The sequence below is a fragment of the Salarchaeum japonicum genome (assembly GCF_020614395.1).
In the GTDB taxonomy this organism is placed as follows: domain Archaea; phylum Halobacteriota; class Halobacteria; order Halobacteriales; family Halobacteriaceae; genus Salarchaeum; species Salarchaeum japonicum.
Genome location: NZ_CP085324.1, coordinates 1,748,456 through 1,771,740, shown reverse-complemented (window position 1 = coordinate 1,771,740; position 23,285 = coordinate 1,748,456). Strand labels below are relative to the sequence as shown.

Genomic DNA, 23,285 nt, shown 5'->3' with positions numbered 1-23,285 from the left:
ATTCTCCCGTATGGATTCCGCCGTCGTCACCGACCGCGAGCGCTTCGAGCGCGCCGCCGGCGACGGCGTTCGCGTCCCCGTCGAACTCCGCGTCGAGGGCGTGAAACCGTTCGACGCGTACCGGCGCGCCCGCGGCGACGACCCCGGATTTTTCTACGAGACCACGGGCGGGAGCGACGGCTGGGGGTACTTCGGCGTCCAGCCGGACGCGTTCCTCGAAACGGACGACGGCGCGCTCGAAACCCTCCGCGAGTTCGAGACGGACGCGCTCGCCCGCGCGGGCTGTGACGTGCCGTTCCCCGGCGGGTACGCGGGCTGGCTGTCCTACGACGTCGCGCGCGAACTCGAAGCCCTCCCCGACTCGGCCGCGGACGACCGCGGTCTCCCCCGCCTCCAGTTCGGCCGGTACGACGCGCTCGCGGCGTGGCCGGAACCATTCGACGGCGACTTCCGGGTCGTCGCTGCCCCCCGGGACGCCACCTTCGACGAGGCCGTCGCTCGCGCAGAGGAACTGGTCGAACGCATCCGAACGGGCGACCCCGGCGTGACAGACCCGGCCGTGTCCCCGGGGCCGTTCGTCTCGGAGTGCGGCCGCGAGGCGTTCGCGGAGCGCGTGCGCGACGTGAAGGCCGCCGTCCGCGACGGCGACACCTTCCAGGCGAACGTCAGCCAGCGCCTCGCCGCGCCCGCGAGCGTCCACCCCGTCACCGTCTACGCCGCGCTGCGCGACGTGAACCCCGCGCCCTACTCCGGACTCGTGGAGTTCCCGGGCGTCGACCTCGTCTCCGCCAGCCCCGAACTCCTGCTCGAACGCGACGGCGACCGCCTGCGGACGGAACCCATTGCCGGCACCCGCCCGCGGGGCGACACGCCCGCCGCGGACGACGCGCTCGAAGCGGAACTCCGGGGCGACGAGAAGGAGCGCGCCGAACACGCGATGCTCGTGGACCTCGAACGCAACGACCTCGGGAAAGTCAGCGAGTACGGGAGCGTCGCGGTCGCCGAGTACCGCCGCGTCGACCGGTACTCCGAGGTGATGCACCTCGTGAGCGACGTGACCGGCACGCTCCGCGACGACCAGTCGCTCGCGGACGCCGTCGCCGCCGTCTTCCCCGGCGGCACCATCACGGGCGCGCCGAAACCGCGAACGATGGAGCTAATCGACGCGGTCGAAGCCACCCGCCGCGGCCCCTACACCGGAAGCATGGGCCTCGTCGGGTTCGACGGCCGCGCGGTCTTGAACATCGTCATCCGCACGCTCGTCCGCCACCGCGAGGAGTACCACCTCCGGGTCGGCGCGGGCGTCGTCCACGACTCCGACCCCGACGCCGAGTACGACGAGACGCTCGCGAAGGCTCGCGCGCTCGTCACCGCATTGGACGACGCTCTGGAGGCGTCGCTGGGGGTGGAGTCGTGATTCTCGTCGTGGACAACTACGACTCGTTCGTCTACAACCTCGTCCAGTACGTCGGCGACGCGCTCGCGGACGCGGGCCGCGACCCCCGCGAGGAACTCCGCGTCGAGCGCAACGACGCCCTCACTCTCGCCGACGTGCGGGACATCGACCCGGACGGCATCGTCGTCTCCCCGGGGCCGGGAACGCCCGCGGACGCCGGCGTCTCCACGGCCGTGTTCTCGCTCGACTACCCGACGCTCGGCGTCTGCCTCGGCCACCAGGCGCTCGTCGCCGCGAACGGCGGGCGGGTCGGCCACGCCCCCAGCGTCGTCCACGGCAAACCCTCCACCATCGCGCACGACGGCCGCGGCGTCTTCGCCGGCCTCCCCGACATGCTCTCCGTCGGCCGCTACCACTCCCTCGCCGCGACCGGCGACCTCCCCCGGGCGTTGGAGGCGACCGCGCACACCACTGACGACCGCGACCTCGTGATGGCCGTCCGCCACCGCGAGAAACCGCACGTCGGCGTCCAGTTCCACCCCGAGAGCATCCTCACCGACGGCGGAAAACAGCTGATTCGAACCTTCCTCCAGACATGTTATACAGCGTAGACGGCGACCTCGTCCCCGCCGACGACGCCACCGTGAGCGTCCGCGACCGCGGGTTCCAGTACGGCGACGCCGTCTTCGAGACGATGCGCGCCTACGACGGCCGCGTCTTCCGGTTCGACGCCCACCTCGATCGGCTCGCGAACTCCTGCTCGCTCCTCGGAATCGACCACGAACTCTCCGCCGAGACCCTCCGCGAGCGCGTCCGGGAGACGCTCGACGCGAACGACCTCGCGGAGGCGTACGTCAAACTCAGCGTCTCACGGGGCGTCCAGCCCGGCAAACTCGACCCCGGCCCGGCGACCGACCCGACCGTCGTCGTGCAGGTGCGCGAACTCGACCGCGGCCCCGCGTGGGACGCGCCCGCCACGCTCGAAACCTCGTCCGTCCAGCGCGTCCCGAGCGAGGCGATTCCCGCCGCCGCGAAGACCCACAACTACCTCAACGGCGTCCTCGCGCGCCGGAGCGTGGACGCCGACGAAGCCCTCCTCCTCGACGCCAGCGGGTCGCTCGCCGAGGGCGCGACGAGCAACGTCTTCTTCGTCCGCGATGGCGTCCTCCGCACGCCGAGCCTCGACGGCCCGATACTCCCCGGCATCACCCGCGAGGTCGTTCTGGACATCGCTCGCGAACGCGATATTCCGGTCGAGACCGGTCGCTACGACCCCGCGGCGCTCCGCCGGGCGGACGAGGTGTTCCTCACGAACTCCACGTGGGAACTCCGCCCCGTCCGCCGATACGACGACACCACGTACGAGGAGTTCCCCGTGACGGAGCGCCTGCACGACGCCTACCGGGCTAGAACTCGACGTTCGACGTAGACCCCAGGTCGGCCGGGTCGGACTCGATACCGCCCGTCCGCACGAACGCGTAGTCGTCGTCCACGAGGTAGACGCCGCCGTCGCGAACGTCGATGTCGATGCGGTCGAGCTGCGCGCCCTCACAGGGCCCGAACGTGCAGACGCCCGTGTCCTGCTCGAACATCGCGCCGTGGTTCGCGCAGACGAGTTCGCCGTTCCGGACGGGCGCGCCGCTCCCCTTGTCGATGCGGATGTGCGTGAAGTGCATACAGCGGTTCACGTACCCCTCGACGCCGTCTTCGGCGCGCGTGAGCACCGCCTCGTCCTCGCCGTCGTCGGTTTCGACCGTGAACAGGAACGTCGAATCCGCGGGCACGTTTTCCGTTCCCGTAATTCGTTCGCCGTCGCTCATACGACTGCTCGCCGTCGCGCGAACTAACGTCCACCGATGGACACTAAGCGTCGCCCGTCCAAGCCCGGGTATGCCAGAGCGGACGACCCGCGAACGCATCGCCGACGCCCTCCGCGAGGAACCCGCCACCCCGAGTTCGCTCGCGACAGAGTTCGCCATCACCGCGCACGCCGCGCTCCGGCACGTCGAACACGTCGCGAAATCCCTCGACGGCACGGACGACGAACTCCTCGTCCGCCCGCCCGAGTGCGAGGAGTGCGGGTTCAACGACTTCGACGACCCGCTCAACCTCCCCTCGCGCTGCCCCGAATGCAAGCACGAGGGCATCGAGGAACCCGCGTTCAAGATAGCGTAGCGGGGTGGTGCTGTCGCGGTGCGGCGGTGCGACCGCGGGTGGCGGCGCTGTAGATGTCCCTCGTATTCGACCGAACGCGCGGAGCGCGTTCGGGCTTTTTCCCTCCAGGGTTTTGCGGCGAGTGGTGCGCCGCCGGCGCACCCGAGCCGGAAAACGGTGGAAGTGGAAGGAAAAAGACCTTACCGCGGCCGGGGTATCGGTGGGGTATGAAAGCTGTCGTGCTGGCTGGCGGGTACGCGACGCGGATGTGGCCGATTACGAAGCATCGGCCGAAGATGTTCCTGCCTGTCGGTGAGTCTACTGTTATCGACCGGATTTTCTCGGAGTTGGAGGCGGACGACCGCATCAGTGAGGTGTTCGTGTCGACGAACGAGCGGTTCGCGGACGATTTCGCGGAACACCTGGACGAGCAGGGGTACGAGAAGACGACGCTCTCCATCGAGGACACCACCGAGGAGGACGAGAAGTTCGGCGTGGTGGGGGCGTTGAATCAGTTGTTCGAGCGGGAGGGCGTGGCGGAGGACACGCTCGTCATCGCGGGCGACAACCTCATCAGCTTCGAGGTCTCCGAGTTCCTGGATTTCTTCGAGGCGAAGGACGCGCCGTCGCTGGCGGCGTACGACGTGGGGAGTAAGGAGCGCGCGAAGTCGTACGGGCTGGTGAGTCTCGACGGGGACGAGGTCGTGGATTTCCAGGAGAAGCCCGCGAATCCGAAGAGCACGCTCGTCTCCATCGCGTGCTACGCGTTCCCCGCGGACACCATCCCGTCGTTCGGCGAGTACCTCGACGCGGGCGAGAACCCCGACGAGCCCGGGTGGTTCATTCAGTGGCTCCAGCAGCGCCAGTCCGTGCACGCGTTCACGTTCGAGGGCGCGTGGTTCGACATCGGCACGCCCGAGTCCTACCTGGACGCGGTCGCGTGGACGCTCGACGGCGACGCCCTCGTCGCGGACTCCGCCACCGTCGAGAACACCACGCTCGGCGACAACGTTCACGTGATGGACGGCGCGGAAGTCGTCAACTCCAGCCTCGACAACTCCGTCGTCTTCCCGGACGCCACCGTCCGCGACTGCGACGTCCGCGACTCCATCATCGACGAGCAGACCCACGTCGAGAACATCGACTTCGCCGGCGCGCTCATCGGCGCACACACCACGATATCGAACGGGAACTAACAGTTCTACCGCGGTTATTCCAGCCGCGCGTCCGTGATTTCGACGTGCCCGCGATTTCCCTCCCAGACGGTGTCGTACTCCAGTTCGATGGCGCGGTCGAAGTGAGGGCCGTCCGTGACAAACGTCTCGAACTCGCCGCCTTCGCCGAGGAGGTGGACGCCGTACTCGTCGTTGAGTTCTCGGAGGTCGCTGAGCGCCTGGTGGTCGAGGGTGCGGCCGAGCCAGGATTCGTCGAGGCCGTACGCGGCGACTTGGAGGATGGTGATTTCGAAGCCGGCGTCGAGCATCGCCTCGCCGAGTGCTTCGGGGTCTTCCTGCCAGAGCGGCGCGAACACCTCACAGCCGAGGCGGTCGGCCATCGCCTGGATGCGGCTGGTCTGGTACTCGCTCTCGATCGCGCCGGCGGTGACGCCGGCGAGGCCGCCGTCGAGGCTGGGTGCGAGGTCGCGGAGCGCGGCCTCCAGGGGTTCGAGTTCGCGGTCGCCCTGCGCGCCGGAGTCCTCGGCGTCGAGCGCGTCGAGGTCGCCGGGGTCGACGTTCACGAGCGGGATGCCGATGCTCTCGGCGGCGAGTTCGGTGAGGCTGGTCGCGGGCACGTGGTACATGTAGGAGTCCTCCTCGGGGTGGACGGTGAGGAGGCGGCCGACGTCGAGTCCGTCTTCGAGCGCGCGGTAGAGCGCCCAGTTCGAGTCCTTGCCGCCGGAGAACAACCCCACCCACTGGCCGTCGGTCATACCCGGGGTTCGCGCTCGGGGGCTATAGGGGTCGCGGACTCACGCTACTCGTCGCCGAGAATTCCGCCGACGCGGATGCCGACGAGGCTGACGAGCACGCCCGCGACGACGAAGACGGCGAGGCGTTCCTCCGCGGAGAGAACGACGGGTGCGAGAGAGAGCGCGCCCAAGTCCACGCCGCCGACGGTGACGGGGTCGAGGACGCTCGCGCGTTCGAGGAAGTAGCCGGCGAACCCGCGGACGACGAGGCCGACGGCGACGACGCCGAACGGGAGGTTCACGTAGTTCGCGCCGACCTCGTCCTCCCTGATGGATTCGTCGATGAGGCGGCCGGTGCTCGCGGCGAGCGCGCCGAGCGCGAGCCAGGGGACGCTGTAGAACGCGAACGCCATCGCGGCGACGAACTCGCCGTCCATCGACGCCATGTCGGAGACGCCGAGCGCGCCCGCGAACACCCCGATGAGCGCGAGACCGGCGGCGACGACGTACGTGACGATGCTCACGCGGCCCGAGTAGAGGGCGTCCCGGGCCTGACTCGGGAGGCCGCTCACGGACTCGTCGATGTTCAGGCCCTTGTAGAGGAGGAACACGCCGATGACGGCGGTGATTGCGGCGATGGCGACGGCGAGGCTGTTCGTGAGCGTGAGGAGTATCGGGAAGACGAGCAGGACGACGCCGAGCGGGACGAGCACGGTGCCGCGGAGTTCCTCGTCGGCGAGGAACTGCTTCAGGAGGTAGTACGTGGACTCGATGTCGCGGGCCTGCCGCACGACGACCCGATCGACCGAATCGACGGGGAGGCGGCTCTCCACGATGGGGACGACGCGCTCGTCGTCCGCGCTGTCCACGACGAGGATGGCGGCGTCCGGGTCGAAGCGCTCCAGGAGGGCGTCCACTTGCTCGGCGATGGTGCGGTCTGCGCCGACGATGGAGTCCGCGTTCCCGGACACCACCGCGACCGTGGATTCCTCGCCGTCGTCCCGGAGGTCGCGGCTCACCCGCAGGCCTTCGAGCAGGCAGTTCACCGCCGAGTCCTCGGGGTCGGTGACGCCGTACTCCACCACGAGGGACTGCACGGCCTCCCAGCCGGCGACCGGGGGTGTGACGCCGGTCGCGCGCGGCACCGCGCCCGACCGGTCGAGACAGAGAACCAGCGTGTGCATTCGGGTACGTAGAGGATGCACACCCCGCAGTAAAAACTCTCCCGTCTACGTGAACTCGAAGCCGATATCGTCCGCGCCGACCGCGTTCGCGAGCCCCGCGCCGAACGCGAACGCGAGCGACTGCGCGCCGAACCGCACCCGGGACGCGAGCCCGCGTTGCGGCTCGAACTCCCGGGTCTCCACGCCGGTGCCGAGCTCCGATTCGAGGTAGTCGTCCACGGCGTCCCGCGTCCCGAGTTCGTCCACCAAGCCGAGGTCTTTCGCGTCCTCCCCGAGGTAGACGCGGGCTTCCGTGTCCCGCACTTCGTCCTCGTCCAGGTCGCGGCCGTCCGTCACGCGTTCCACGAACTCGTCGTAGTAGCCGTCCACGATGCCCTGGAGGTACTCCCGGTCTTTCTCCTCCATCTCCTTCAGCGGGACGCCGGCGTCCTTGTACTCGCCCGCCGTGAACTGCTCGTAGGACAACCCGAGCTTCTCCATCAACCCGGACGCGTTCGGCCGCGACCCCACCACGCCGATGGAGCCGACGATGCTGCCGTCGCGCGCGAAGATGCGGTCACAGCCCGACGCGATCCAGTACCCGCCGCTCGCACACGTGTCCGTCGCGTACGCCACCGTCGGCCCCTCGAATTTCTCGGCGGCGTTCCGGATGTCGTCGCTCGGCACGACCTCGCCACCCGGCGTATTGAGGCGGACGACGAGCGCGTCCACGTTCCCGTCCGCGTCCGCGCGCTCCATCTGCTCCACGATGGCGTCCGCGGGCGTCGAACCCGGCTGCATCGGCACCGAACTCCCGCCGTCCCGCGATATCGGGCCCTCGACGCCCACTTCGGCGACGTTGTACGGCGCGAACACCGACCCCGCCACGTTCGCGCCCAGCCGGCCCACCGCGACGGCGACGCCGATAGCGAGCACGATACCCAGCAGGCGCGCGAGACTCCCGTCCGCGGCTCCGACGAACACCAGCCAGCCCGCGGCCGCGCCCACCGCGAGCGCGAGCACGAACACGAACAGCCGCCCGAACCGCTTCACTGCAGTATCCATACGCACACGACACGCCCGGACGTGTTAAAAACTCGCCAGTCCCGGCGAGCCAGGGGCTACGCGGACTCGAAAACGGAGAAATACCGGAGAGAGAACGCCGACTATAGGAGACCGGACTTCTGGAGCTTCCGGAGGTCCTCGGTGTCGAGGGTCTCGCCCTCCTGGAACCGCTCGTAGATGTCCTCGGCCTCTTCCTTCGCTTCCTGGCGCTTCGCTTCGCGCTGGGACTGCTTCTCCTCTTCTTCTTCCTTATCGAGCTCGCGCAGACGCTTCTGCACGCGAACGAAGGCCTCGTGGTGCGCGTCGGCGGCCTCCTGGGCCTCGACGAACGCCTCGTGCTTCTCGTCGGCCTCGTCACGGATGTCGTCGGCCTCCCGGTAGGCCTCGATCATCTCGTTGTGGTGCTTCTGCGCGCGGTCTGCGAGCTCCGTCACCTTCTCGTGGTGCTTCGACGCCTCGGCGCGAACCTCTTCTGCTTCCTCGACGAGCTCGTCGAGCCCCTCGGTCTGGTCGAGCTTCTCCTTGCGCGTCTGGTACTCCTCGCGCTTCTGCTCGATCTTCTCGATGAGCTCGCGCTCGTCCTCCGTGGAGAGGACTTCGGTCTGCTGCTTGAACTCGAGCTGTTCGATCTCCTCTTTCAGCTCTTCGAGGTCTTTGCCCTCGTCGAGTTCGAGGTCGGACTTGCGGTCTTCGACCTCTTCGAAGAGCTCGTTCGCTTCGGCGTTGAGCTCGTTTCGAATCTCCTTGTGCTCCTGCACGCGCTCGTTCAGTTCGTCGCGGTCCTCGCGGTGTTCCTGCGCCGCGTCGACCTTCTCGCGCGTCTTCGCGTTCAGCTCGTCGCGCTTGGAGGCGCGCGAGGACGCGAGTTGGTTGAGCTCGTTCCGTCGGTCACGGAACTGGCCGGCTTTCTTGATAAGCTGGCCCTTGGATTTGCTCTCGAGTTCTTCGTCAGTAATCAGCTCGTCCGCGGACGACACGTCGATAGTTTCTTGTTCTACCATTGTTCAAACCTCGGTTCCATTCCGCCGCTGTGCGCCACACAGGCGTCGCTCGCCAGTCCCTTCGGATCGTCGTAAGTGAGAACGGCCTGTCATTCTCGAGCGGTGCTGGTGAACGCTGGGGCGTTCAGGTATCACCTAGTACCTCCCATAGACATTTAAAATTTGCCCTCGGCCGGGGTGTGCAAACAGCTACCACGCAGCCGGTTGCGGGACTCTAGCACGATTTCGGCGAATCCGCGCACACATAAAGACCTTCAAGTGCGAGAGGGGCCGAACGCGGGTATGGAAGAAGTCGTGCACGCCCGCGGCCACGAGAACGTCTCCGCCGAACACGCGAGCACGTTCGAGGTCACGACCGACGACTACCTCACGCCCGCCGGCGACTGCATCCTCGCCATCGACGCCGACCGCGCCCCCAGCGACTTCTCGCGCGAGTTCGTCGATGCCTGCCGGGACGAGAGCGCCACCATCACCGCCATCCTCGAAACCCCCGACGAACGCGTCACAATCACGGGGAGCGGCCACCCCGACCTCGCGTTCGAGAACCAGCGCGGGCACGTCGGCCGCACCAGCACGTACGTCGACGACCGCACCATCATGGTGGACGCCGACGCCGCGGCCGCCGACCTCCCCCGCGACTACGTCACCTCACTCGCAGACGGCGCGCCGCTCACGATGACGCTCCGCGTCGAGTAACCCCGAACGGCTCTATCGACCTCTTATCGCCCCCATTTGTATCGGTGAAACAGCCGTTACCACACGGCTACGAAACCGGTGACGACCAGCGCATACGGAGTATACCGGGGGCGTGATTTACGGACTCCTAACGGATTTCAACAGCGCCATTTCACTCGGTATCACTGCTGCTTTCGGAGTCTCGACCGTATCCAGCGTCCCACAGTCGGTACGCTTCCGGGTCGTAGTCATCCCTATCAGGGGGTATCTCTCGAATCACGAATTCAACCATCCCTGAGACGACCATTCCCGCGACTAACAGCCAGAACCACGGAAGGTCGGACAGGAGTCCGAGCCCGCCCACCGTCACAATCGCAGCGACGAGCGTGATCCAGTGGTCTTCGTTCAGGAGCATCTTGGAACTCATATTAGCAAGCGTCCCTCGATGCGTCAGCGGGGACATCTCCAACTTGTGTTCCCGTTCGTATACCCTCACTCCTTGTTAGTACGTTCACAGCGCGGTGACTCTCCCGGAGCGTGAGTACGGACTTCGTTGCGATGAATGTAGTACTGATTATACGTACCCCGCGAATACGACCGGAATATGCCAGAGAGTGATGCAGAGATGCGACGCCTTCTCGAACGGCGCTCTCCCGTACTCGCCGCCTTACAGGCATCTCCCGCTCGCAAACCGGAGCTCGTCGCCGAACTCGAGAGTTCGCGTTCGACAGTTGACCGCGCAATCGCCGAACTCACCGAGGCCGGCCTCGTCGAAAAAGACGGCTCGGAGTACGCGGTGACGACCGCCGGTCGGCTCGCACTTCGGGAGTACCGGGCGTACGAGCGGGCGACGGATGCGGTTTCGTCGACGACTGCGTTCGTCAATCACCTTCCGCGTGACGCACCCGTCTCCACGAGTCTGTTGGAGGGTGCGTCCGTCACGATGAGCGCGGCCCACGCACCGGATCAGGCGCTCAAACCCAGCAACGAACTGTTTGAGCGCGCGACACGGATGCGGGGGCTTGCACCGGTCGTGCTCAGCTTCTACCCGAGTCTCATCGCGGAGCGACTCGGCGAAGGCGATTTGACAGTTGAGATCATCGCCGAGCCGGACGTGCTCGAAGCCCTTCCATCGCTTCCGGAATTCGGGACGCCATCCCTCTCCGAAGCGGACGGATTAGAGGTCTACGAGAGCGATCAGGAACTCCCCTACGCACTGTGGATAATGGACACGCCGGAATCGAGCTACGCCGGTATCACCGCCTACGACGGGGGCGGTGTCGCTGGCGTACTCATCAACGAGACAGATGCGGCCGTACAGTGGGCCGAAGACCACTACGCGCAGTATAGAGCGGAGGCGGACGAAATCTCGACAGCTGAGTTGTAGCAACTCCTGAGCGCGCGGGATGTCTCAATATTGGTTGCACTTTTCGCATGGGTTCGTTTCTTTCCGAGTGTACACTGACAGGATCGCCAGTAGCGACTCTCGTCCGATCGGCTGGGAGTGGTATCGCTATACTCAGTGGTCTTTTTCTTCGAGCTGTACTGCGTCAATCAACCGCGGCTCGGTACCTCACTATAGTTCGATAACACTAAACTGGCGGTCGGTTCGCGCACCTACCCGACAGCTGTTTCAGCGGGGGAATTGTCGAGCCACTCGGATTTCGACGACACTCCCGAATCACTTTCCTCGCCGCCCACGAAGACGTGGGTATGAGCGACGAGCCAGCGGAGAACATCTCCGGCGGCACCGCGGGCGGCGGCCGCGCGGCCGCGTTCGACCCCGGCGACGCCGCCTCCAGCGTCGAGGTGTTCATCGACCGCCTCGGCGAGCGCTACTGGCAGAAGACGTACGGCGGCCAGGACGCCTTCGAGTGCCTCGTCCGCACGGTTCTCAGCCAGAACACCTCCGATAAGGCGAGCCAGCCCGCCCACGACGAACTGATGGCGCGCTACGCGACCGAGGACGGCGACCTCGCTCGCGCGCTCGCCGACGCCGAGCAGGACGAACTCGCGGACGCCATCGCGTCCGCGGGCCTCTACAACCAGAAGTCGGAGACCATCATCCGCCTCGCGACCCGCGTCGTCGAGGAGTACGGCGGCGCGGACGCCTTCGACGAGTTCGTGAAATCCGAGTCGCCCGACGACGTTCGCGACGCGCTCCTCGACATGAAGGGCGTCGGCCCGAAGACGGCGGACTGCGTCCTCCTCTTCGCGGGCGGCCGGGACGGCGTCTTCCCCGTTGACACGCACGTCCACCGCATCGCGCGCCGGATGGGGTTCGCGCCCCCGGATGCCGACCACGAGCAGGTGCGCGAGGTGATGGAGGCCGAGGTGCCCGCGTCGAAGTGCGGGTTCGGGCACACGGCGATGATTCAGTTCGGCCGCGAGTTCTGCACGGCGCGCAAGCCAGCGTGCCTCGACGGCCCGGAGGCGTGCCCGATGAGCGACATCTGCGACCAGGTCGGCGTGTATCCGCACGACGGCGACGTTATCGACCCGAGCGAGACCTAGAACCCGAGGAAGGCGGGGACGAGGAGGGGGACGAGCGAGGAGAGCACCGCGCCGTTGACGAACGCGGGAACGACCGCGCCGTTCCCCGCAGAGTCCTTGACGGCGGGGAGGGTCACGTCCATCGTGGTCGCGCCGCCGGGCGCGATGGCGGCCGCGCGGCCGAAGTGCCGGACGACGAACGGGAGGCTGGCGAGCGCGAGCGCCTCCCGGAAGACGTTCGCGAGGAACGCCAGCGAACCGAGGTGGACGCCGGCGGCGTCAGTGATGAGGACGGCGGAGAGGCTGTACCAGCCGAAGCCCGCGCCGACCGCGGCGGCCGCAGTGCCGCTCATTCCGAGCGCGACGCCGACGGCGAGCGCGCCGAGGACGCTCCCGACGGCGATGGACGCGGGGAGCGCGAGGATGGGGACGCCGAGGCGCTTCACCTGCGCGAGGAGCGCGCCGTCCGCGCCGAGGCCGACGCCGACCGCGAACAGCAGGCCGGCGAGCGCGAGCGTCGTCGCGCGCTCGACCAATGGGAGCGACCCGGCGGGGAGAACGGTTGCGCCGGCGACCGCGCCCAGAACGAGCGCGCCGAGCACGAGCGCGGTGAGCGTCCGGGAGTCCCCGTCACCGGACTCCACGTCGCCGGGCGCGTCGAACGACGGGAGGTAGCCTCGGATGGCGTACGCGCAGGCGACGCTCCCGACGACGCTCCCGAGCGCGAGTACGAACGCGTACAGGCCGATTCGTCCGAGGTTCGAGAGGACGGCGTCGCTCGCGCCGAGGCGGACGCCCATCAGGAAGAGGAGAACCACGAGACCAATCGAGAGGAGGCGGCCGGCCTGGCGCGCGGCGCGAGCGCCTCCCAGTCGCCCAGTCGCCACTCCGGCGAGGAGGGCGGCGAACACGGTGAACATACTCGTCCGAGGTCGATGGGAAGGAAATAGTCGTCGTTCAGCCGGCCGCAGTGTGGCGGTTTCGCGTGCGAACCGTCCTCAGAGGTAGCCTTCGGACGCGAGTCGCTCGACGGCTTCCTCGATGCGGTCTTTGCTCGCGGCGTAGGAGACGCGCGCGTACCCCGGCGTGCCGAACGCGCTCCCGGGGACGGTGGCGACGTGCGCGTCCTCCAGGGCGTTCGTGCACCACGCCTGGTCGTCCTCGTCCACGAGGAGGAGCATGTAGAACGCGCCCGCAGGGACGGACACGTCCACGCCGCGCTCCGCGAGCAGTTCGACGAGGTGGTCGCGGCGCTCCTCGAACGCCTCGACCATCTCGGTCACGGCCTCCTCGGTGTGTTCGAGGGCTTCGACGCCCGCGTGCTGGACGAAGTTCGTCGCGGAGGAGACGGAGTGCGAGTGCACTTTCCCCGCCTGCGACACCGTGCCCTCGGGCGCGGCGAGGTAGCCGAGCCGCCAGCCCGTCATCGAGTACGCCTTCGAGAAGCCGTTGACTGTGACCGTGCGCTCGAACATCCCGTCGAGCGCGCCGAGCGACACGTGTTCCGCGCCGTAGTTGATGTGCTGGTAGATCTCGTCCGAGATGACGGTGATGTCGTGGTCGACCGCGAGGTCGCGCACGCCCTCCATCGCCGTCCGGGAGTACACCGCGCCGCTCGGATTGCTCGGACTGTTCACGACGAGGAGCGTCGTCTCGTCGGAGACGGCGTCGGCGAGTTCGTCCAGCGCGGGTTCGAGCTGGAAGTCGTGCGGCGCGAGGTTCACGCGCGTGAGGTCGCCGCCCGCTATCTTCGCCATCGCCTCGTAGGACACCCACGCGGGGTCGAGGAGGACGACCTCGTCGCCGTCGTCCACGAGCGCTTGGAACGTCTCGAACAGCGCCTGCTTCGCGCCGGGCGTGACGATGACGTTGCTCGGCTCGTACGGCAGGCCGTCGTCGTTCAGCTTCGACGCGATAGCCTCCTTCAGTTCCGGAATCCCGTTCGACGGCGCGTAGCCCGTGTGGCCGGCTTCGAGGGCGTCCTCCGCGGCCTCCACGACGTTCTCGGGCGTGGGGAAGTCGGGTTCGCCGACGGAGAGGTCGACGACGTCCTCTCCCTGTGCTTCCAGTTCGCTTGCGAGGTTCGACACCGCGAGGGTGGCGCTCGGTTCGACTCGTTCGACGCGGTCTGCGTACTCGGTCATTGTAGTTCCTCAGCGAGGTGAATCGCGCTCTCGACGGCCTCCCGACCCTTCTCCACGCGCTCCCGGGCCTCCGCACCGCTCATTCCCGGGCCGCTCACGCCGAACGCGACCGGCGTGTCCCGCTCCAGGCTCACGTCCGTGAGCTTCTGGGCGGTCGCGTGCGCGATGACCTGGTCGTGGTCGGTGTCACCGGTGACGATAGCGCCGACGACCGCGACGGCGTCCACGTCGTCCCGGCGCGCGAGGCGGTCGGCGGCCAGCGGCGCGTCGTACGCCCCCGGCACGGGAACCGTCTCGACGACGTCCGCGCCGCCGTCCGCGGCGGCGTCCCGCGCCGCCTCCGCCATCCCGTCGGTGACACTGCTGTTGAACTGTGCGACCACGAGGCCGAGAGAGACCATGCCGGAGAGAGCGCGGGACGGGGCTTAGTGCTACCGTCTTCGGAAAGTCTTTGCCCCGCCCCACACGTGCCTTCGGTATGCTTCCGTCCCGCCTCGGCCGCCGACGCGTCGTCGCCGGCCTCCTCGCCCTCACCGCGGCCGCCCTCCTCGTGCGGTTCTGGGCGCTCGGCCTCAGAGTCTTCCACTGGGACGAGGGCCGCGTCGGCTACTGGATACTCCGGTACGTCGAGACCGGACACTACGACTACGAACCCATCATCCACGGCCCCTTCCTCTACCACGTCAACAAGTACGTCTTCGGGCTGTTCGGCGCGAGCGACGCCACGGCCCGCGCCGTCGTCGCGCTCGTCGGCGGCCTCCTCCCGCTCGCCGCGTGGCTGTTCCGCGACCACCTCACCGACACCGAAGTCCTCGGGTTCGCGGGCTTCCTCGCCATCAATCCCGTCCTCGTCTACTACAGCCGCTTCATGCGGAACGACGTGCTCGTCGCCGCGTTCAGCCTGCTCGCGCTCGGCCTGGTCGTCCGCGCGCTCGCCACCGGCCGCCGCTGGTACTGGCCCGCCGCCACCGTCGCGCTCGCCCTCGCGTTCACCACGAAGGCGAACGCCCTCCTCTACCTCGTCTGCTGGGCGGGCGCGCTCCTCCTCGTCGCCGACCACCGCGTCCTCGGCGGCGACGAGGGCTGGGTCGCCGACGTCCGCGCCTGGCTGTGGAACGCCGCGGACGCCACCGTCGCCTGGCTCGACGGCCTCCGCGACCCCGACCGGCGCGACGGCTCTCTCCCCGACCACCTCGTCGCGGGGTTCGACGCGCTCGCGGACGGCGCGCTCGGCAAGTACCTCCCCCGCGCCGTCGGCCTCGGCCTGCTGTTCTCGCTGGTCACCGCGTTCTTCTTCGCGCCTCGCCCCGGCCTCCTGCACGCGTTCACGAGCATCGACGGCTTCGAGGCCGCGACCCTCGGCGCGTTCGAGGAGATGTTCTCCGTCTGGGGCGGCGGCCACGAACACAGCTACGTTGAGTACCTCGAACTCGCCGTCCGCGCGCACGCCGCGGTCGCGCTCCCGCTCAGCGCGCTCGCCATCGCCGGGTTCGTCTACGACCGCTACTGGCTCGGCCGCCGCGACTTCGTGGAGTTCTGCGCGTACTGGGGGCTGTTCAGCGTCGTCGGCTACCCCATCGTCACCGACATCGCCGCGCACTGGTCGCTCGTCCACGCGATGGTGCCGCTCGCCGTCCCCGCCGCCGTCGGCGTCGGCTGGATAGCCGAGAGGGGCGTCGCGTTCTGGCGGCGCGACGACCGCGTCGGCGCGACCGTCGCCGTCGTCGTCCTCCTCGCCGTCGCCGGCTACGCGGGCGCGACCGCCTATCAGACCTCGTACGAGAACCCCGCGTCCGCCGACAACCCGCTCGTCCAGTACGGCCAGCCCGGCCTCGACCACGCCCTTCTCGCCGACCTCGACGCCGCAGTGAGCGGGAGCGAGAACACCGTCCTGTTCTACGGCGAGCACTTCTACACCACGACCGACCCCTCGCCCTACCTCGTGGACGGGACTCGCGAACCACAGCACTGGACGTACCGCCTCCCCCTCCCCTGGTACCTCGAACGCTTCGGCGCTGACTCGGAGAGTACGCTCTCCGCGAACGCGGTCGCGTCCCAGCAGCCGCCCGTGGTCGTCGCGCTCGCCGACGAGTACGACGACCTGAACCCCGTGCTGGAGAACTACACGGCCTACACGTACCGCATGACCTCGACGGACACCCCGACGGTGTTCTGGATACGGAACGATACGCACGAACCTGCCTAATTCTCGAACGAGTTCGACAACTCTTATGCAGGAGTGAGGGTACTTATCGGGTGATGGATTCGCTCGTCCCCGGTGGCACGCTCGGCGTCGTCGGCGGCGGCCAACTCGGCCGGATGCTCGCGGAGGCCGCGAGCCCGCTCGGCGTCGACGTGGTCGTCCTCGACCCCACGCCAGACTGTCCCGCCTGCCCGCCCGCGGCCGACCAGCTCGTCGCGGACTTCGACGACCCGGACGCGCTCGCCTCGCTCGCCGAACGCGCGGACGTGGTGACCTACGAAATCGAGTTGGCGGACGCGGACGCGCTCGAATCGCTCGACGCGCCCGTCCACCCCGCACCCGACTCCCTGCGCACGACGGGCGACAAACTCGCGGAGAAGCGCGCGCTCGCCGACGCCGGCCTCCCCGTCCCCGCCTTCCGCGAGGTTCACGCCGAGACCGACCTCCGCGACGCGTTCGACGACCTCGGCAGCCCCCTCATGCTGAAAGCCCGCCGCGGCGGCTACGACGGCCGCGGGAACCACGTCGCCGCCACCGTCTCCGACGCCGTCGGCTACTTCGACGACCTCACCGGCCTCGTCGCCGAGGAACTCGTGGACTTCGAGCGCGAACTCTCCGTCATCGGCGTCCGCGGCGACGACGAGCGCGACGCCTTCCCCGTCGTGGAGAACGTCCACGAGGACGAAATCCTCCGCGAGACGATTGCGCCCGCCCGCACCGACGACCAGACGGTCGAACGCGCCCGCGAGGTCGCGCTCGACGTGCTCGACGCCCTCGACGGCCGCGGCGTCTTCGGCATCGAGCTGTTTGAACTGGATGGGGACGTGCTCGTGAACGAAATCGCGCCCCGCCCCCACAACTCGGGGCACTACACCATCGAGGGCGCGCACACCTCGCAGTTCGAACAGCACGTGCGCGCCGTGCTCGGCCTCCCGCTCGGTTCGACCGAACTCCGGGGGCCGACGGCGATGGCGAACCTCCTCGGCTCGGGCGCGGAGCGCCCCGCCAGTCTCGCCGGCGCGGACGACGCGCTCTCCGTGGCGACGGCGGCGCTCCACTGGTACGGGAAGGCGCAGGTGCGGCCCCTGCGGAAGATGGGGCACGTCACCGCGAGCGGCGACGACACCGACACCGCGCTCACTCGCGCGCGAACCGCCCGCGACGCCCTCGACTTCCAATGACCGTCCAAGACCTCATCGACTTCTTCGAAGCAGACGCCGAATCGAACCGCGACCAGACGCCCGACGTGGGAATCGTGATGGGGTCGGACTCCGACCTCGACACGATGGCCGGGGCCGCCGAAGCCCTCACCGACCTCGGGTTCACGGAGGAGACCGACCCCGAGAACCCGCCCGCTGGCTACTCGTTCGAGACGTGGGTCGTCTCCGCGCACCGGACGCCCGACCTCATGTACGCGTACGCCGACACCGCCGGCGACCGCGGCCTCGACGTCGTCATCGCCGGCGCGGGCGGGAAGTCCGCCGACCTCCCGAACATGACCGCGTCCATCGCCTACCCCGTTCCCGTCATCGGCGTGCCCGTCCAGGAGAAGTCCGTGGACTCCGTCATCGGGATGCCGACCGGCGCGCCGCTGACGGCCGTGGACGCCGGGAAGTCCTACAACGCCGGCCTCTCCGCCGCGCAAGTGCTCGCGCGCTCCGACAGCGACCTCGAAGCACGTCTCGAACGCCTGCACGACGACCGCCGCGCCGGCGTCGCCGAGGTCTCCCGCGACCTCCACGACCGCGGCGTCGAAGGCTTCCGCGACCGGCGCGACGACTGACCGAACCCGCTCCTTCGAGACGCCCCGAAACGCCCGTAGACCCTGTCGTTCGGCCGCCGACACAAGAATCAACGTTTATAGGTGTGGCGGATGAATCGACGGACGATACGGAGTTATGAATACTTGGATCGCCATCGGCGCGCTGGCGGCTGTCGGCGTCATCATCCCTCTCTCGATGGTGGCCGTCTCCACCCTGCTACGTCCCAGTGTGCCCGAACAAGGGAAACGCGCCGCGTTCGAGAGCGGCGAGGTTCCGACCGGGAGCACGCGTCTTCGGTTCAACATCCAGTACTACATGGTCGCGTTGCTGTTCGTCGTCTTCGACATCGAGACCGTGCTCATCTTCCCCTGGACCGTCATCTATCGGTCCGCGGTCGACAGTCAGGGCCTCGTTGCCGCGCTCGCACCTATGCTCGTCTTCATCGGCGTTCTGGTCGTCGGACTCGTGTGGGCGTGGCGGAACGGCGCGGTGAGTTGGGTGCGGAACCCACGGTACGAGTACAAGCATGAGTAGTGACACGCCACGGGACGCGATACGGGAGAGCACAGCGCCACAGACCAAGACACGGGAGGCCCGCATGGGCGAGGGCGTCGACGACCGCTTCAACTCGAAACTGCGCGAAGCGCTCGGCACGTCCCCGTTCATCCTCACGAAGTTCGATAAGTTCATGGACTGGGTTCGCGGGAACTCCATGTTCATGCTGCAGTTCGGTATCGCCTGCTGCAGCATCGAGATGATGCACACGTACGCGGTCAAGCACGACCTCGACCGATTCGGGTCGGGCGTGCCGCGCGCCAGTCCGCGGCAGGCCGACGTGATGATCGTCCCCGGAACCATCGTCTCGAAGTTCGCGCCGCGCATGAAGCGCGTCTACGACCAGATGCCGGAGCCGAAGTTCGTCGTCGGCATGGGCTCCTGTACGATCTCCGGCGGGCCGTTCCAGGAGGGCTACAACGTCCTCAAGGGCGCGGAGGAAGTCATCCCCGTGGACATCCACGTCCCCGGGTGTCCGCCCCGCCCCGAGGCGCTCGTCTACGGCGTCGTGAAACTGCAGGAGCGCGTGATGAACGGCGAGAGCGCGCCCGTCACGGTCAAGCCGTACGAACTGGAGGAGTTCGGCGACCTCGACCGGGACGAACTCGTGCAGGAACTCGCGGACGAGATAGACGAGGACACGCTCGTCATGCGGTACAACTGGGCTGACTCGCCATGACGGAGGGAGACAGATGAGTCAGGCAGACGACACCCCCGACGAAGAGCCCGAACCGTCGGTGGAACCGATGGGCGTCGACTACGACGCGCTCTCCGACCTGCTCGGCGACGCCGTGGTCGGCCGCGAGAGCCACCTGAACGCGGACGGGTTCGTGGTTCGCGCCGACCGCGTCGAGGAGTCGCTGAGCGCGCTGAAGGAGGAAGCCGGCTTCGACCACCTCTCCGCGGTCACGAGCCAGGAGTACGAAGACCGCTTCGAGTCCATCTACCACCTGAAGAAGTACAACGACCCGACGGAGGAGGTGTCCGTGGTCGTGCCGACGAGCCGCGACGACCCCGTGAGTCAGTCCGCGTCCTCGGTGTTCAAGACCGCGGAGTGGCACGAACGCGAGGCGTACGACCTCGTCGGCGTCCAGTACGACGACCACCCCGACCTCCGCCGCATCCTCCTGCCCGAGACCTGGCAGGGCCACCCGCTCGGCCGGGACTACAACCAGAACAAACCCCAGATAGTGACGTTCGAGGAGAACAAGAACCCCCTCGAAGGGAAGTTCCGGGACGAGGAGTCGGACACGATGTTCCTCAACATCGGCCCGCACCACCCGGCGACCCACGGCGTCCTCCACCTCGAAACCGTCCTCGACGGCGAGCAGGTCGTGGACGTCGAACCCGACATCGGCTACCTCCACCGCTGCGAGGAGCAGATGGCGCAGAACGGGAACTACCGCTATCAGATCATGCCGTACCCCGACCGGTGGGACTACGCCTCGGCCGGCCTCCTGAACGAGTGGGCGTACGCCCGCACCGCGGAGGACTTGAACGACATCGAGGTGCCGGAGTACGCGCAGGTCATCCGGACGATGGGCGCGGAACTCTGCCGCATCGCCAGTCACATGCTCGCGCTCGGGACGTTCTGTCTCGACATCTACGGCGAGTTCACGGCCATCTTCATGTACGCGATGCGCGACCGGGAGAACGTCCAGAACCTCCTCGAAGACCTCACCGGCCAGCGGATGATGTTCAACTACTTCCGCCTCGGCGGCGTCGTCTGGGACATCCCCGAACCCCGGGAGACGTTCTTCGAGAACGTCCGTGAATTCCTCGACGACCTCCCGAACCGCCTGGAGGAGTACCACGACCTCATCACGGACAACGAACTCTTCCAGTTGCGCTGCATCGACACGGGCGTCCTCGACGCCGACACCGCGAAGGACTTCGGCGTCACCGGCCCGGTCGCCCGCGCGTCCGGCGTGGACTACGACCTCCGCCGCGACGACCCCTACGGCTACTACGAACACCTCGACTGGGACGTCGTCACCGAGTCCGGCGGCGACAACTACAGCCGCCTCCTCGTGCGGATGCGGGAGGTCGAGCAGTCCGCGCGCATCATCGAACAGTGCGTCGACCTCCTCGAAGACTGGCCCGAGGACGACCGCGAGGTTCAGTCGAACGTCCCGCGCACCCTCAACCCCGAGGAGGACCGCGAGACGTACCGCGCCGTCGAGGGCGCGAAGGGCGAACTCGGCGTCTACATCCGCTCGGACGGCACCGGACAGCCCGCGCGCTTCAAGATTCGGAGCCCCTGCTTCTCGAACCTGCAGGCGCTCCCCGCGATGAGTAACGGCGAGTACATCCCCGACCTCATCGCGACCCTCGGCAGCCTCGACATCATCCTGGGTGAGGTGGACAGATGAGCACGCTCCCGGTCACGATCAGCGAACTGCTCGGGTACGGCGCGACCCCCCCGCTCTGGGTGGAAGTATTGAGCGCGCTGGTCGGCGCGGCGTTCGTCGCGACCCTCCTGCTGACGCTGAGCGCCATCGCCGGCCCGTGGGCGAAACGGAAGATTACGGCGGCGTTCACCGACCGCATCGCCGTGAGCAAGGTCGGGCCGTTCGGCCTGTTCATCATCGTCGCGGACGCCGTCCGCCTCCTCTCGAAGGAACGCATCGTCCCCGAGGGCGTCGACCGCCCCGCGTGGGACCTCGCACCATTCCTTCTGCCGTTCAGCGCGCTCCTCGGGTTCGCGGTGATTCCGATGGGGAACGGCATCCAGCTCGCCGACCCCGAGGTCGGCATCGCGTTCGTCTTCGCCGTCTCCTCGCTCTCCGTGCTCGGCATCGTCGCCGGCGGCTACGCGTCCTCGAACAAGTACTCGTTCCTCGGGAGCATGCGCGCCGTCGCCGAGAGCATCGCGTACGAGATTCCGCTCGTCGTCACGGCCGCGTCGGTCGTGCTCCTCGCGGGGTCGCTCCAGGTGAGCGAAATCGTCGCCGCGCAGTCCGAGACGCTCGCCGTCATCGCCGGCGTTCACATCCCGATGTGGTTCGGGTTCGTCAACCCCTTCGCGTTCGCGTTGTTCGTCCTCGCGAACCTCGCCGAAGTCGGACGCAACCCGTTCGACCTCGCTGACGCGCCGAGCGAACTCGTCGCCGGCTACCAGACCGAGTACTCCTCGGTGTACTTCGTTCTCTTCTACCTCGGGGAGTTCCTGCACATCTTCCTCGGCGGCGCAATCATCGCCACGCTCTTCCTCGGCGGCCCCGCCGGCCCGTGGCTCCCCGGTATCGTCTGGTTCATCGCCAAAATCTGGGCGGTGTTCCTCTTCACGCAGTGGTGTCGGTCCGCGGTTCCCCGCATCCGGGTCGACCAGCTCATCGAGGTCGGCTGGAAGGGCATGCTCGTGCTCTCCTTCGCGAACCTCGTTCTCACCGCAGTCATCGTGGGGGTGATCGCATGATAGGCGTACTCAAATCCATGGCGACGACGATGAAGCACGCGCTCGACGGGAAGACGTTCACCGTCGAGTACCCGGATACCGCGCCCGAAGTGAGCCCGCGCTTCCGCGGGATTCACAAGTTCAGTCAGGAGCGCTGTATCTGGTGTCGGCAGTGCGAGAAGGTGTGTCCGAACGACACCATCCACATCGTCACTGACGACAAGCGACAGGGCGAACAGTACAACCTCCACGTCGGCCAGTGCATCTACTGCCGGCTCTGCGAGGAGGTGTGTCCCGTGGACGCCATTCTGCTGACGCAGAACTTCGAGTTCACCGGGGACACCAAACACGACCTCGCGTACAACAAGGAGCAGTTGAAGAACGTTCCGTGGTACAAGGACGTAGACCCGCTCGCGGCCCGCGAACCCGACCGGTCGGCGTGGGTGGGCGAGGGCGAAGGCGAGGTGGATTACCAGTGACGCTCGTCGAAACCGGCGCGTTCGCCGTGCTCGCGCTCGTCACGCTCGCGTTCAGTCTCGGCGTCGTGCTGATGCGTGACGTCTGGCACTCCGCATTGATGCTGGGCGGCGCGCTCCTCTCGCTCGCCGTTCACTTCGTGTGGCTGAACGCGGAGTTCCCGGCGGCGATGCAGGTGCTCGTGTACGTCGGGGGCGTGCTCGTGCTCATCGCGTTCGCGGTGATGCTCACGTGCGCAGAAGAAGAGGAAGAACCGGAGGTGGCCGGCTGATGGCGCGCTCGCGCTTCGCCGACCTCGACCTCCTCCCCGGCCTCGTCGCCGTCGCGCTGTTCGCCGTGATGGCCGCGGCGTTCCTCGGCGCGAGCCTCCCCGACCCCGCGGGCTACCCCGCGGACGCCGCCCTCATCACCGACATCGGGTACGCGCTCTTCGACTTCACGGGGGAGAGCGGCGTCCCGACCGAGGGCTTCCTCGCCGCGTTCGAACTCATCGACCTCGTGCTCGTCGCGGCGCTCGTCGGCGCGGTGCTCCTCGCGAAGCGCGAGGACGGCAGCATCGGGAACCCGCTCCAGTGGGGTGACGACGAATGATTCCCACCGAGTACTTCCTCCTGCTGTCCGCCGGCATCTTCTGCATCGGCGTGTTCGGCGTGCTCACCCGGCGGAACGCATTGGTCTTCCTGATGAGCGTCGAACTCATGCTGAACGCCGCGAACCTCAACTTCATCGCGTTCAGCCACATGCACGGCAACCTCGTCGGACAGACGTTCAGCCTGTTCGCGATGGCGCTCGCGGCCGCGGAAGTCGCCGTGGGCATCGGTATCGTGCTCACCCTGTACCGGAACTTCAAAGGCGTCGATGTGACGATTCCTACGTCAATGAGGTGGTAA

28 protein-coding genes are annotated in these 23,285 nt (G+C 67.7%); 19 read left to right on the top strand and 9 right to left on the bottom strand.

The features are described from left to right. Window positions 1-10 precede the first annotated feature (10 nt). The 3 genes from pabB to LI334_RS09915 are packed head-to-tail and all read left to right on the top strand — an operon-like array spanning window position 11 to window position 2,825. Window positions 11-1,417 carry an aminodeoxychorismate synthase, component I gene (gene pabB, locus LI334_RS09925; protein WP_227260642.1) on the top strand — a complete coding sequence of 469 codons (1,407 nt, stop codon included), beginning with the start codon at window positions 11-13 and terminating at the stop codon, window positions 1,415-1,417. Beyond that, window positions 1,414-2,007: an anthranilate synthase component II gene (locus LI334_RS09920; protein WP_227260640.1), complete on the top strand. Its 594-nt coding sequence runs from the start codon at window positions 1,414-1,416 to the stop codon at window positions 2,005-2,007. The genes pabB and LI334_RS09920 overlap by 4 nt, the downstream gene beginning before the upstream one ends. Then, complete coding sequence (locus LI334_RS09915; RefSeq protein WP_227260638.1) at window positions 1,992-2,825, top strand: aminotransferase class IV; 834 nt, start codon at window positions 1,992-1,994, stop codon at window positions 2,823-2,825. The genes LI334_RS09920 and LI334_RS09915 overlap by 16 nt, the downstream gene beginning before the upstream one ends. On the opposite strand, the gene LI334_RS09910 is transcribed toward LI334_RS09915, so the two are convergent. Beyond that, entirely contained in the window at window positions 2,803-3,216 is a 414-nt protein-coding gene (locus LI334_RS09910; protein ID WP_227260636.1) for a Rieske (2Fe-2S) protein, read from the bottom strand. The genes LI334_RS09915 and LI334_RS09910 overlap by 23 nt on opposite strands. A 70-nt stretch (window positions 3,217-3,286) precedes the next feature. Here LI334_RS09910 and LI334_RS09905 point away from each other — a divergent pair, with 70 nt between their 5' ends. Together LI334_RS09905 and LI334_RS09900 are read left to right on the top strand one after the other, a co-directional pair. After that, complete coding sequence (locus tag LI334_RS09905) at window positions 3,287-3,571, top strand: transcriptional regulator (RefSeq protein WP_227260634.1); 285 nt, start codon at window positions 3,287-3,289, stop codon at window positions 3,569-3,571. Between the two features lie 206 nt (window positions 3,572-3,777). Continuing rightward, window positions 3,778-4,746 carry a sugar phosphate nucleotidyltransferase gene (locus LI334_RS09900; RefSeq protein ID WP_227260632.1) on the top strand — a complete coding sequence of 323 codons (969 nt, stop codon included), beginning with the start codon at window positions 3,778-3,780 and terminating at the stop codon, window positions 4,744-4,746. A gap of 14 nt (window positions 4,747-4,760) precedes the next feature. On the opposite strand, the gene LI334_RS09895 is transcribed toward LI334_RS09900, so the two are convergent. The 4 genes from LI334_RS09895 to LI334_RS09880 all read right to left on the bottom strand — a co-directional run bounded on the left by LI334_RS09895 (window position 4,761) and on the right by LI334_RS09880 (window position 8,688). Further along, window positions 4,761-5,480 (bottom strand): diphthine--ammonia ligase, encoded by a 720-nt coding sequence (locus LI334_RS09895; protein WP_227260631.1) that lies wholly within the window; start codon window positions 5,478-5,480, stop codon window positions 4,761-4,763. Between the two features lie 44 nt (window positions 5,481-5,524). Next, entirely contained in the window at window positions 5,525-6,643 is a 1,119-nt protein-coding gene (locus LI334_RS09890) for a DUF373 family protein (RefSeq protein ID WP_227260629.1), read from the bottom strand. A gap of 45 nt (window positions 6,644-6,688) precedes the next feature. Then, window positions 6,689-7,687 (bottom strand): signal peptide peptidase SppA, encoded by a 999-nt coding sequence (sppA, locus tag LI334_RS09885; RefSeq protein ID WP_227260626.1) that lies wholly within the window; start codon window positions 7,685-7,687, stop codon window positions 6,689-6,691. 101 nt (window positions 7,688-7,788) lie between these two features. Then, on the bottom strand, window positions 7,789-8,688 hold the full coding sequence (locus tag LI334_RS09880; RefSeq protein WP_227260625.1) for a coiled-coil protein: 900 nt from the start codon (window positions 8,686-8,688) through the stop codon (window positions 7,789-7,791). Between the two features lie 282 nt (window positions 8,689-8,970). Between LI334_RS09880 and LI334_RS09875 the strand changes: the two genes are divergently transcribed. Then, window positions 8,971-9,384, top strand: coding sequence for a DUF371 domain-containing protein (locus LI334_RS09875; RefSeq protein ID WP_227260622.1), 414 nt, complete (start codon window positions 8,971-8,973; stop codon window positions 9,382-9,384). A gap of 151 nt (window positions 9,385-9,535) precedes the next feature. On the opposite strand, the gene LI334_RS09870 is transcribed toward LI334_RS09875, so the two are convergent. Continuing rightward, window positions 9,536-9,790 (bottom strand): hypothetical protein, encoded by a 255-nt coding sequence (locus LI334_RS09870; protein WP_227260620.1) that lies wholly within the window; start codon window positions 9,788-9,790, stop codon window positions 9,536-9,538. A 177-nt stretch (window positions 9,791-9,967) separates the two neighbouring features. On the opposite strand from LI334_RS09870, the gene LI334_RS09865 reads away from it, so the two are divergent. Both LI334_RS09865 and LI334_RS09860 read left to right on the top strand, forming a co-directional pair. Further along, entirely contained in the window at window positions 9,968-10,750 is a 783-nt protein-coding gene (locus LI334_RS09865; protein ID WP_227260619.1) for a helix-turn-helix transcriptional regulator, read from the top strand. 326 nt (window positions 10,751-11,076) lie between these two features. Further along, a complete protein-coding gene (locus LI334_RS09860) occupies window positions 11,077-11,877 on the top strand; it encodes an endonuclease III domain-containing protein (RefSeq protein WP_227260617.1) in 801 nt (266 codons plus the stop codon). On the opposite strand, the gene LI334_RS09855 is transcribed toward LI334_RS09860, so the two are convergent. The 3 genes from LI334_RS09855 to ribH all read right to left on the bottom strand — a co-directional run bounded on the left by LI334_RS09855 (window position 11,874) and on the right by ribH (window position 14,401). Then, window positions 11,874-12,776 carry a lysine exporter LysO family protein gene (locus LI334_RS09855; RefSeq protein WP_227260615.1) on the bottom strand — a complete coding sequence of 301 codons (903 nt, stop codon included), beginning with the start codon at window positions 12,774-12,776 and terminating at the stop codon, window positions 11,874-11,876. The genes LI334_RS09860 and LI334_RS09855 overlap by 4 nt on opposite strands. Window positions 12,777-12,854: 78 nt before the next feature. Next, window positions 12,855-14,000, bottom strand: a complete 1,146-nt coding sequence (locus LI334_RS09850) for a pyridoxal phosphate-dependent aminotransferase (RefSeq protein ID WP_227260613.1) — start codon at window positions 13,998-14,000, stop codon at window positions 12,855-12,857. Continuing rightward, a complete protein-coding gene (gene ribH, locus LI334_RS09845) occupies window positions 13,997-14,401 on the bottom strand; it encodes a 6,7-dimethyl-8-ribityllumazine synthase (protein WP_227260610.1) in 405 nt (134 codons plus the stop codon). Before ribH ends, LI334_RS09850 begins: the two co-directional genes overlap by 4 nt. A 77-nt stretch (window positions 14,402-14,478) precedes the next feature. On the opposite strand from ribH, the gene LI334_RS09840 reads away from it, so the two are divergent. The 11 genes from LI334_RS09840 to nuoK all read left to right on the top strand — a co-directional run bounded on the left by LI334_RS09840 (window position 14,479) and on the right by nuoK (window position 23,285). Further along, a complete protein-coding gene (locus tag LI334_RS09840; RefSeq protein ID WP_227260607.1) occupies window positions 14,479-16,206 on the top strand; it encodes a flippase activity-associated protein Agl23 in 1,728 nt (575 codons plus the stop codon). 53 nt (window positions 16,207-16,259) lie between these two features. Further along, a complete protein-coding gene (locus LI334_RS09835; protein ID WP_227260605.1) occupies window positions 16,260-17,384 on the top strand; it encodes a 5-(carboxyamino)imidazole ribonucleotide synthase in 1,125 nt (374 codons plus the stop codon). After that, the gene (purE, locus tag LI334_RS09830) at window positions 17,381-17,986 is read left to right on the top strand and encodes a 5-(carboxyamino)imidazole ribonucleotide mutase (RefSeq protein ID WP_227260603.1); all 606 of its coding nucleotides are present in this window, start codon (window positions 17,381-17,383) and stop codon (window positions 17,984-17,986) included. The genes LI334_RS09835 and purE overlap by 4 nt, the downstream gene beginning before the upstream one ends. 115 nt (window positions 17,987-18,101) lie before the next feature. After that, a complete protein-coding gene (locus LI334_RS09825) occupies window positions 18,102-18,500 on the top strand; it encodes an NADH-quinone oxidoreductase subunit A (RefSeq protein WP_227260601.1) in 399 nt (132 codons plus the stop codon). After that, a complete protein-coding gene (locus tag LI334_RS09820; protein ID WP_227260599.1) occupies window positions 18,493-19,200 on the top strand; it encodes an NADH-quinone oxidoreductase subunit B in 708 nt (235 codons plus the stop codon). Before LI334_RS09825 ends, LI334_RS09820 begins: the two co-directional genes overlap by 8 nt. A gap of 67 nt (window positions 19,201-19,267) precedes the next feature. Continuing rightward, window positions 19,268-20,893, top strand: a complete 1,626-nt coding sequence (locus tag LI334_RS09815; RefSeq protein ID WP_343750116.1) for an NADH-quinone oxidoreductase subunit D — start codon at window positions 19,268-19,270, stop codon at window positions 20,891-20,893. Further along, window positions 20,890-21,939, top strand: coding sequence for a complex I subunit 1/NuoH family protein (locus LI334_RS09810; RefSeq protein WP_227260595.1), 1,050 nt, complete (start codon window positions 20,890-20,892; stop codon window positions 21,937-21,939). The genes LI334_RS09815 and LI334_RS09810 overlap by 4 nt, the downstream gene beginning before the upstream one ends. Continuing rightward, complete coding sequence (locus LI334_RS09805) at window positions 21,936-22,397, top strand: NuoI/complex I 23 kDa subunit family protein (protein WP_227260593.1); 462 nt, start codon at window positions 21,936-21,938, stop codon at window positions 22,395-22,397. The genes LI334_RS09810 and LI334_RS09805 overlap by 4 nt, the downstream gene beginning before the upstream one ends. Continuing rightward, window positions 22,394-22,666 (top strand): NADH-quinone oxidoreductase subunit J, encoded by a 273-nt coding sequence (locus LI334_RS09800; RefSeq protein ID WP_227260591.1) that lies wholly within the window; start codon window positions 22,394-22,396, stop codon window positions 22,664-22,666. Before LI334_RS09805 ends, LI334_RS09800 begins: the two co-directional genes overlap by 4 nt. Beyond that, complete coding sequence (locus LI334_RS09795) at window positions 22,666-22,986, top strand: NADH-quinone oxidoreductase subunit J family protein (RefSeq protein ID WP_227260589.1); 321 nt, start codon at window positions 22,666-22,668, stop codon at window positions 22,984-22,986. The genes LI334_RS09800 and LI334_RS09795 overlap by 1 nt, the downstream gene beginning before the upstream one ends. Then, on the top strand, window positions 22,983-23,285 hold the full coding sequence (nuoK, locus tag LI334_RS09790) for an NADH-quinone oxidoreductase subunit NuoK (RefSeq protein ID WP_145843822.1): 303 nt from the start codon (window positions 22,983-22,985) through the stop codon (window positions 23,283-23,285). Before LI334_RS09795 ends, nuoK begins: the two co-directional genes overlap by 4 nt.

What these genes read in the sequence shown, in the direction of transcription:
- pabB (WP_227260642.1), top strand. Translation starts at nt 11, where the DNA reads ATGGATTCCGCCGTCGTCACCGACCGCGAGCGCTTCGAGCGCGCCGCC.
- LI334_RS09915 (WP_227260638.1), top strand. Translation starts at nt 1,992, where the DNA reads ATGTTATACAGCGTAGACGGCGACCTCGTCCCCGCCGACGACGCCACC.
- LI334_RS09910 (WP_227260636.1), bottom strand. Translation starts at nt 3,216, where the DNA reads ATGAGCGACGGCGAACGAATTACGGGAACGGAAAACGTGCCCGCGGAT.
- LI334_RS09905 (WP_227260634.1), top strand. Translation starts at nt 3,287, where the DNA reads ATGCCAGAGCGGACGACCCGCGAACGCATCGCCGACGCCCTCCGCGAG.
- LI334_RS09900 (WP_227260632.1), top strand. Translation starts at nt 3,778, where the DNA reads ATGAAAGCTGTCGTGCTGGCTGGCGGGTACGCGACGCGGATGTGGCCG.
- LI334_RS09895 (WP_227260631.1), bottom strand. Translation starts at nt 5,480, where the DNA reads ATGACCGACGGCCAGTGGGTGGGGTTGTTCTCCGGCGGCAAGGACTCG.
- LI334_RS09890 (WP_227260629.1), bottom strand. Translation starts at nt 6,643, where the DNA reads ATGCACACGCTGGTTCTCTGTCTCGACCGGTCGGGCGCGGTGCCGCGC.
- sppA (WP_227260626.1), bottom strand. Translation starts at nt 7,687, where the DNA reads ATGGATACTGCAGTGAAGCGGTTCGGGCGGCTGTTCGTGTTCGTGCTC.
- LI334_RS09880 (WP_227260625.1), bottom strand. Translation starts at nt 8,688, where the DNA reads ATGGTAGAACAAGAAACTATCGACGTGTCGTCCGCGGACGAGCTGATT.
- LI334_RS09875 (WP_227260622.1), top strand. Translation starts at nt 8,971, where the DNA reads ATGGAAGAAGTCGTGCACGCCCGCGGCCACGAGAACGTCTCCGCCGAA.
- LI334_RS09870 (WP_227260620.1), bottom strand. Translation starts at nt 9,790, where the DNA reads ATGAGTTCCAAGATGCTCCTGAACGAAGACCACTGGATCACGCTCGTC.
- LI334_RS09865 (WP_227260619.1), top strand. Translation starts at nt 9,968, where the DNA reads ATGCCAGAGAGTGATGCAGAGATGCGACGCCTTCTCGAACGGCGCTCT.
- LI334_RS09860 (WP_227260617.1), top strand. Translation starts at nt 11,077, where the DNA reads ATGAGCGACGAGCCAGCGGAGAACATCTCCGGCGGCACCGCGGGCGGC.
- LI334_RS09855 (WP_227260615.1), bottom strand. Translation starts at nt 12,776, where the DNA reads ATGTTCACCGTGTTCGCCGCCCTCCTCGCCGGAGTGGCGACTGGGCGA.
- LI334_RS09850 (WP_227260613.1), bottom strand. Translation starts at nt 14,000, where the DNA reads ATGACCGAGTACGCAGACCGCGTCGAACGAGTCGAACCGAGCGCCACC.
- ribH (WP_227260610.1), bottom strand. Translation starts at nt 14,401, where the DNA reads ATGGTCTCTCTCGGCCTCGTGGTCGCACAGTTCAACAGCAGTGTCACC.
- LI334_RS09840 (WP_227260607.1), top strand. Translation starts at nt 14,479, where the DNA reads ATGCTTCCGTCCCGCCTCGGCCGCCGACGCGTCGTCGCCGGCCTCCTC.
- LI334_RS09835 (WP_227260605.1), top strand. Translation starts at nt 16,260, where the DNA reads ATGGATTCGCTCGTCCCCGGTGGCACGCTCGGCGTCGTCGGCGGCGGC.
- purE (WP_227260603.1), top strand. Translation starts at nt 17,381, where the DNA reads ATGACCGTCCAAGACCTCATCGACTTCTTCGAAGCAGACGCCGAATCG.
- LI334_RS09825 (WP_227260601.1), top strand. Translation starts at nt 18,102, where the DNA reads ATGAATACTTGGATCGCCATCGGCGCGCTGGCGGCTGTCGGCGTCATC.
- LI334_RS09820 (WP_227260599.1), top strand. Translation starts at nt 18,493, where the DNA reads ATGAGTAGTGACACGCCACGGGACGCGATACGGGAGAGCACAGCGCCA.
- LI334_RS09815 (WP_343750116.1), top strand. Translation starts at nt 19,268, where the DNA reads ATGGGCGTCGACTACGACGCGCTCTCCGACCTGCTCGGCGACGCCGTG.
- LI334_RS09810 (WP_227260595.1), top strand. Translation starts at nt 20,890, where the DNA reads ATGAGCACGCTCCCGGTCACGATCAGCGAACTGCTCGGGTACGGCGCG.
- LI334_RS09805 (WP_227260593.1), top strand. Translation starts at nt 21,936, where the DNA reads ATGATAGGCGTACTCAAATCCATGGCGACGACGATGAAGCACGCGCTC.
- LI334_RS09795 (WP_227260589.1), top strand. Translation starts at nt 22,666, where the DNA reads ATGGCGCGCTCGCGCTTCGCCGACCTCGACCTCCTCCCCGGCCTCGTC.
- nuoK (WP_145843822.1), top strand. Translation starts at nt 22,983, where the DNA reads ATGATTCCCACCGAGTACTTCCTCCTGCTGTCCGCCGGCATCTTCTGC.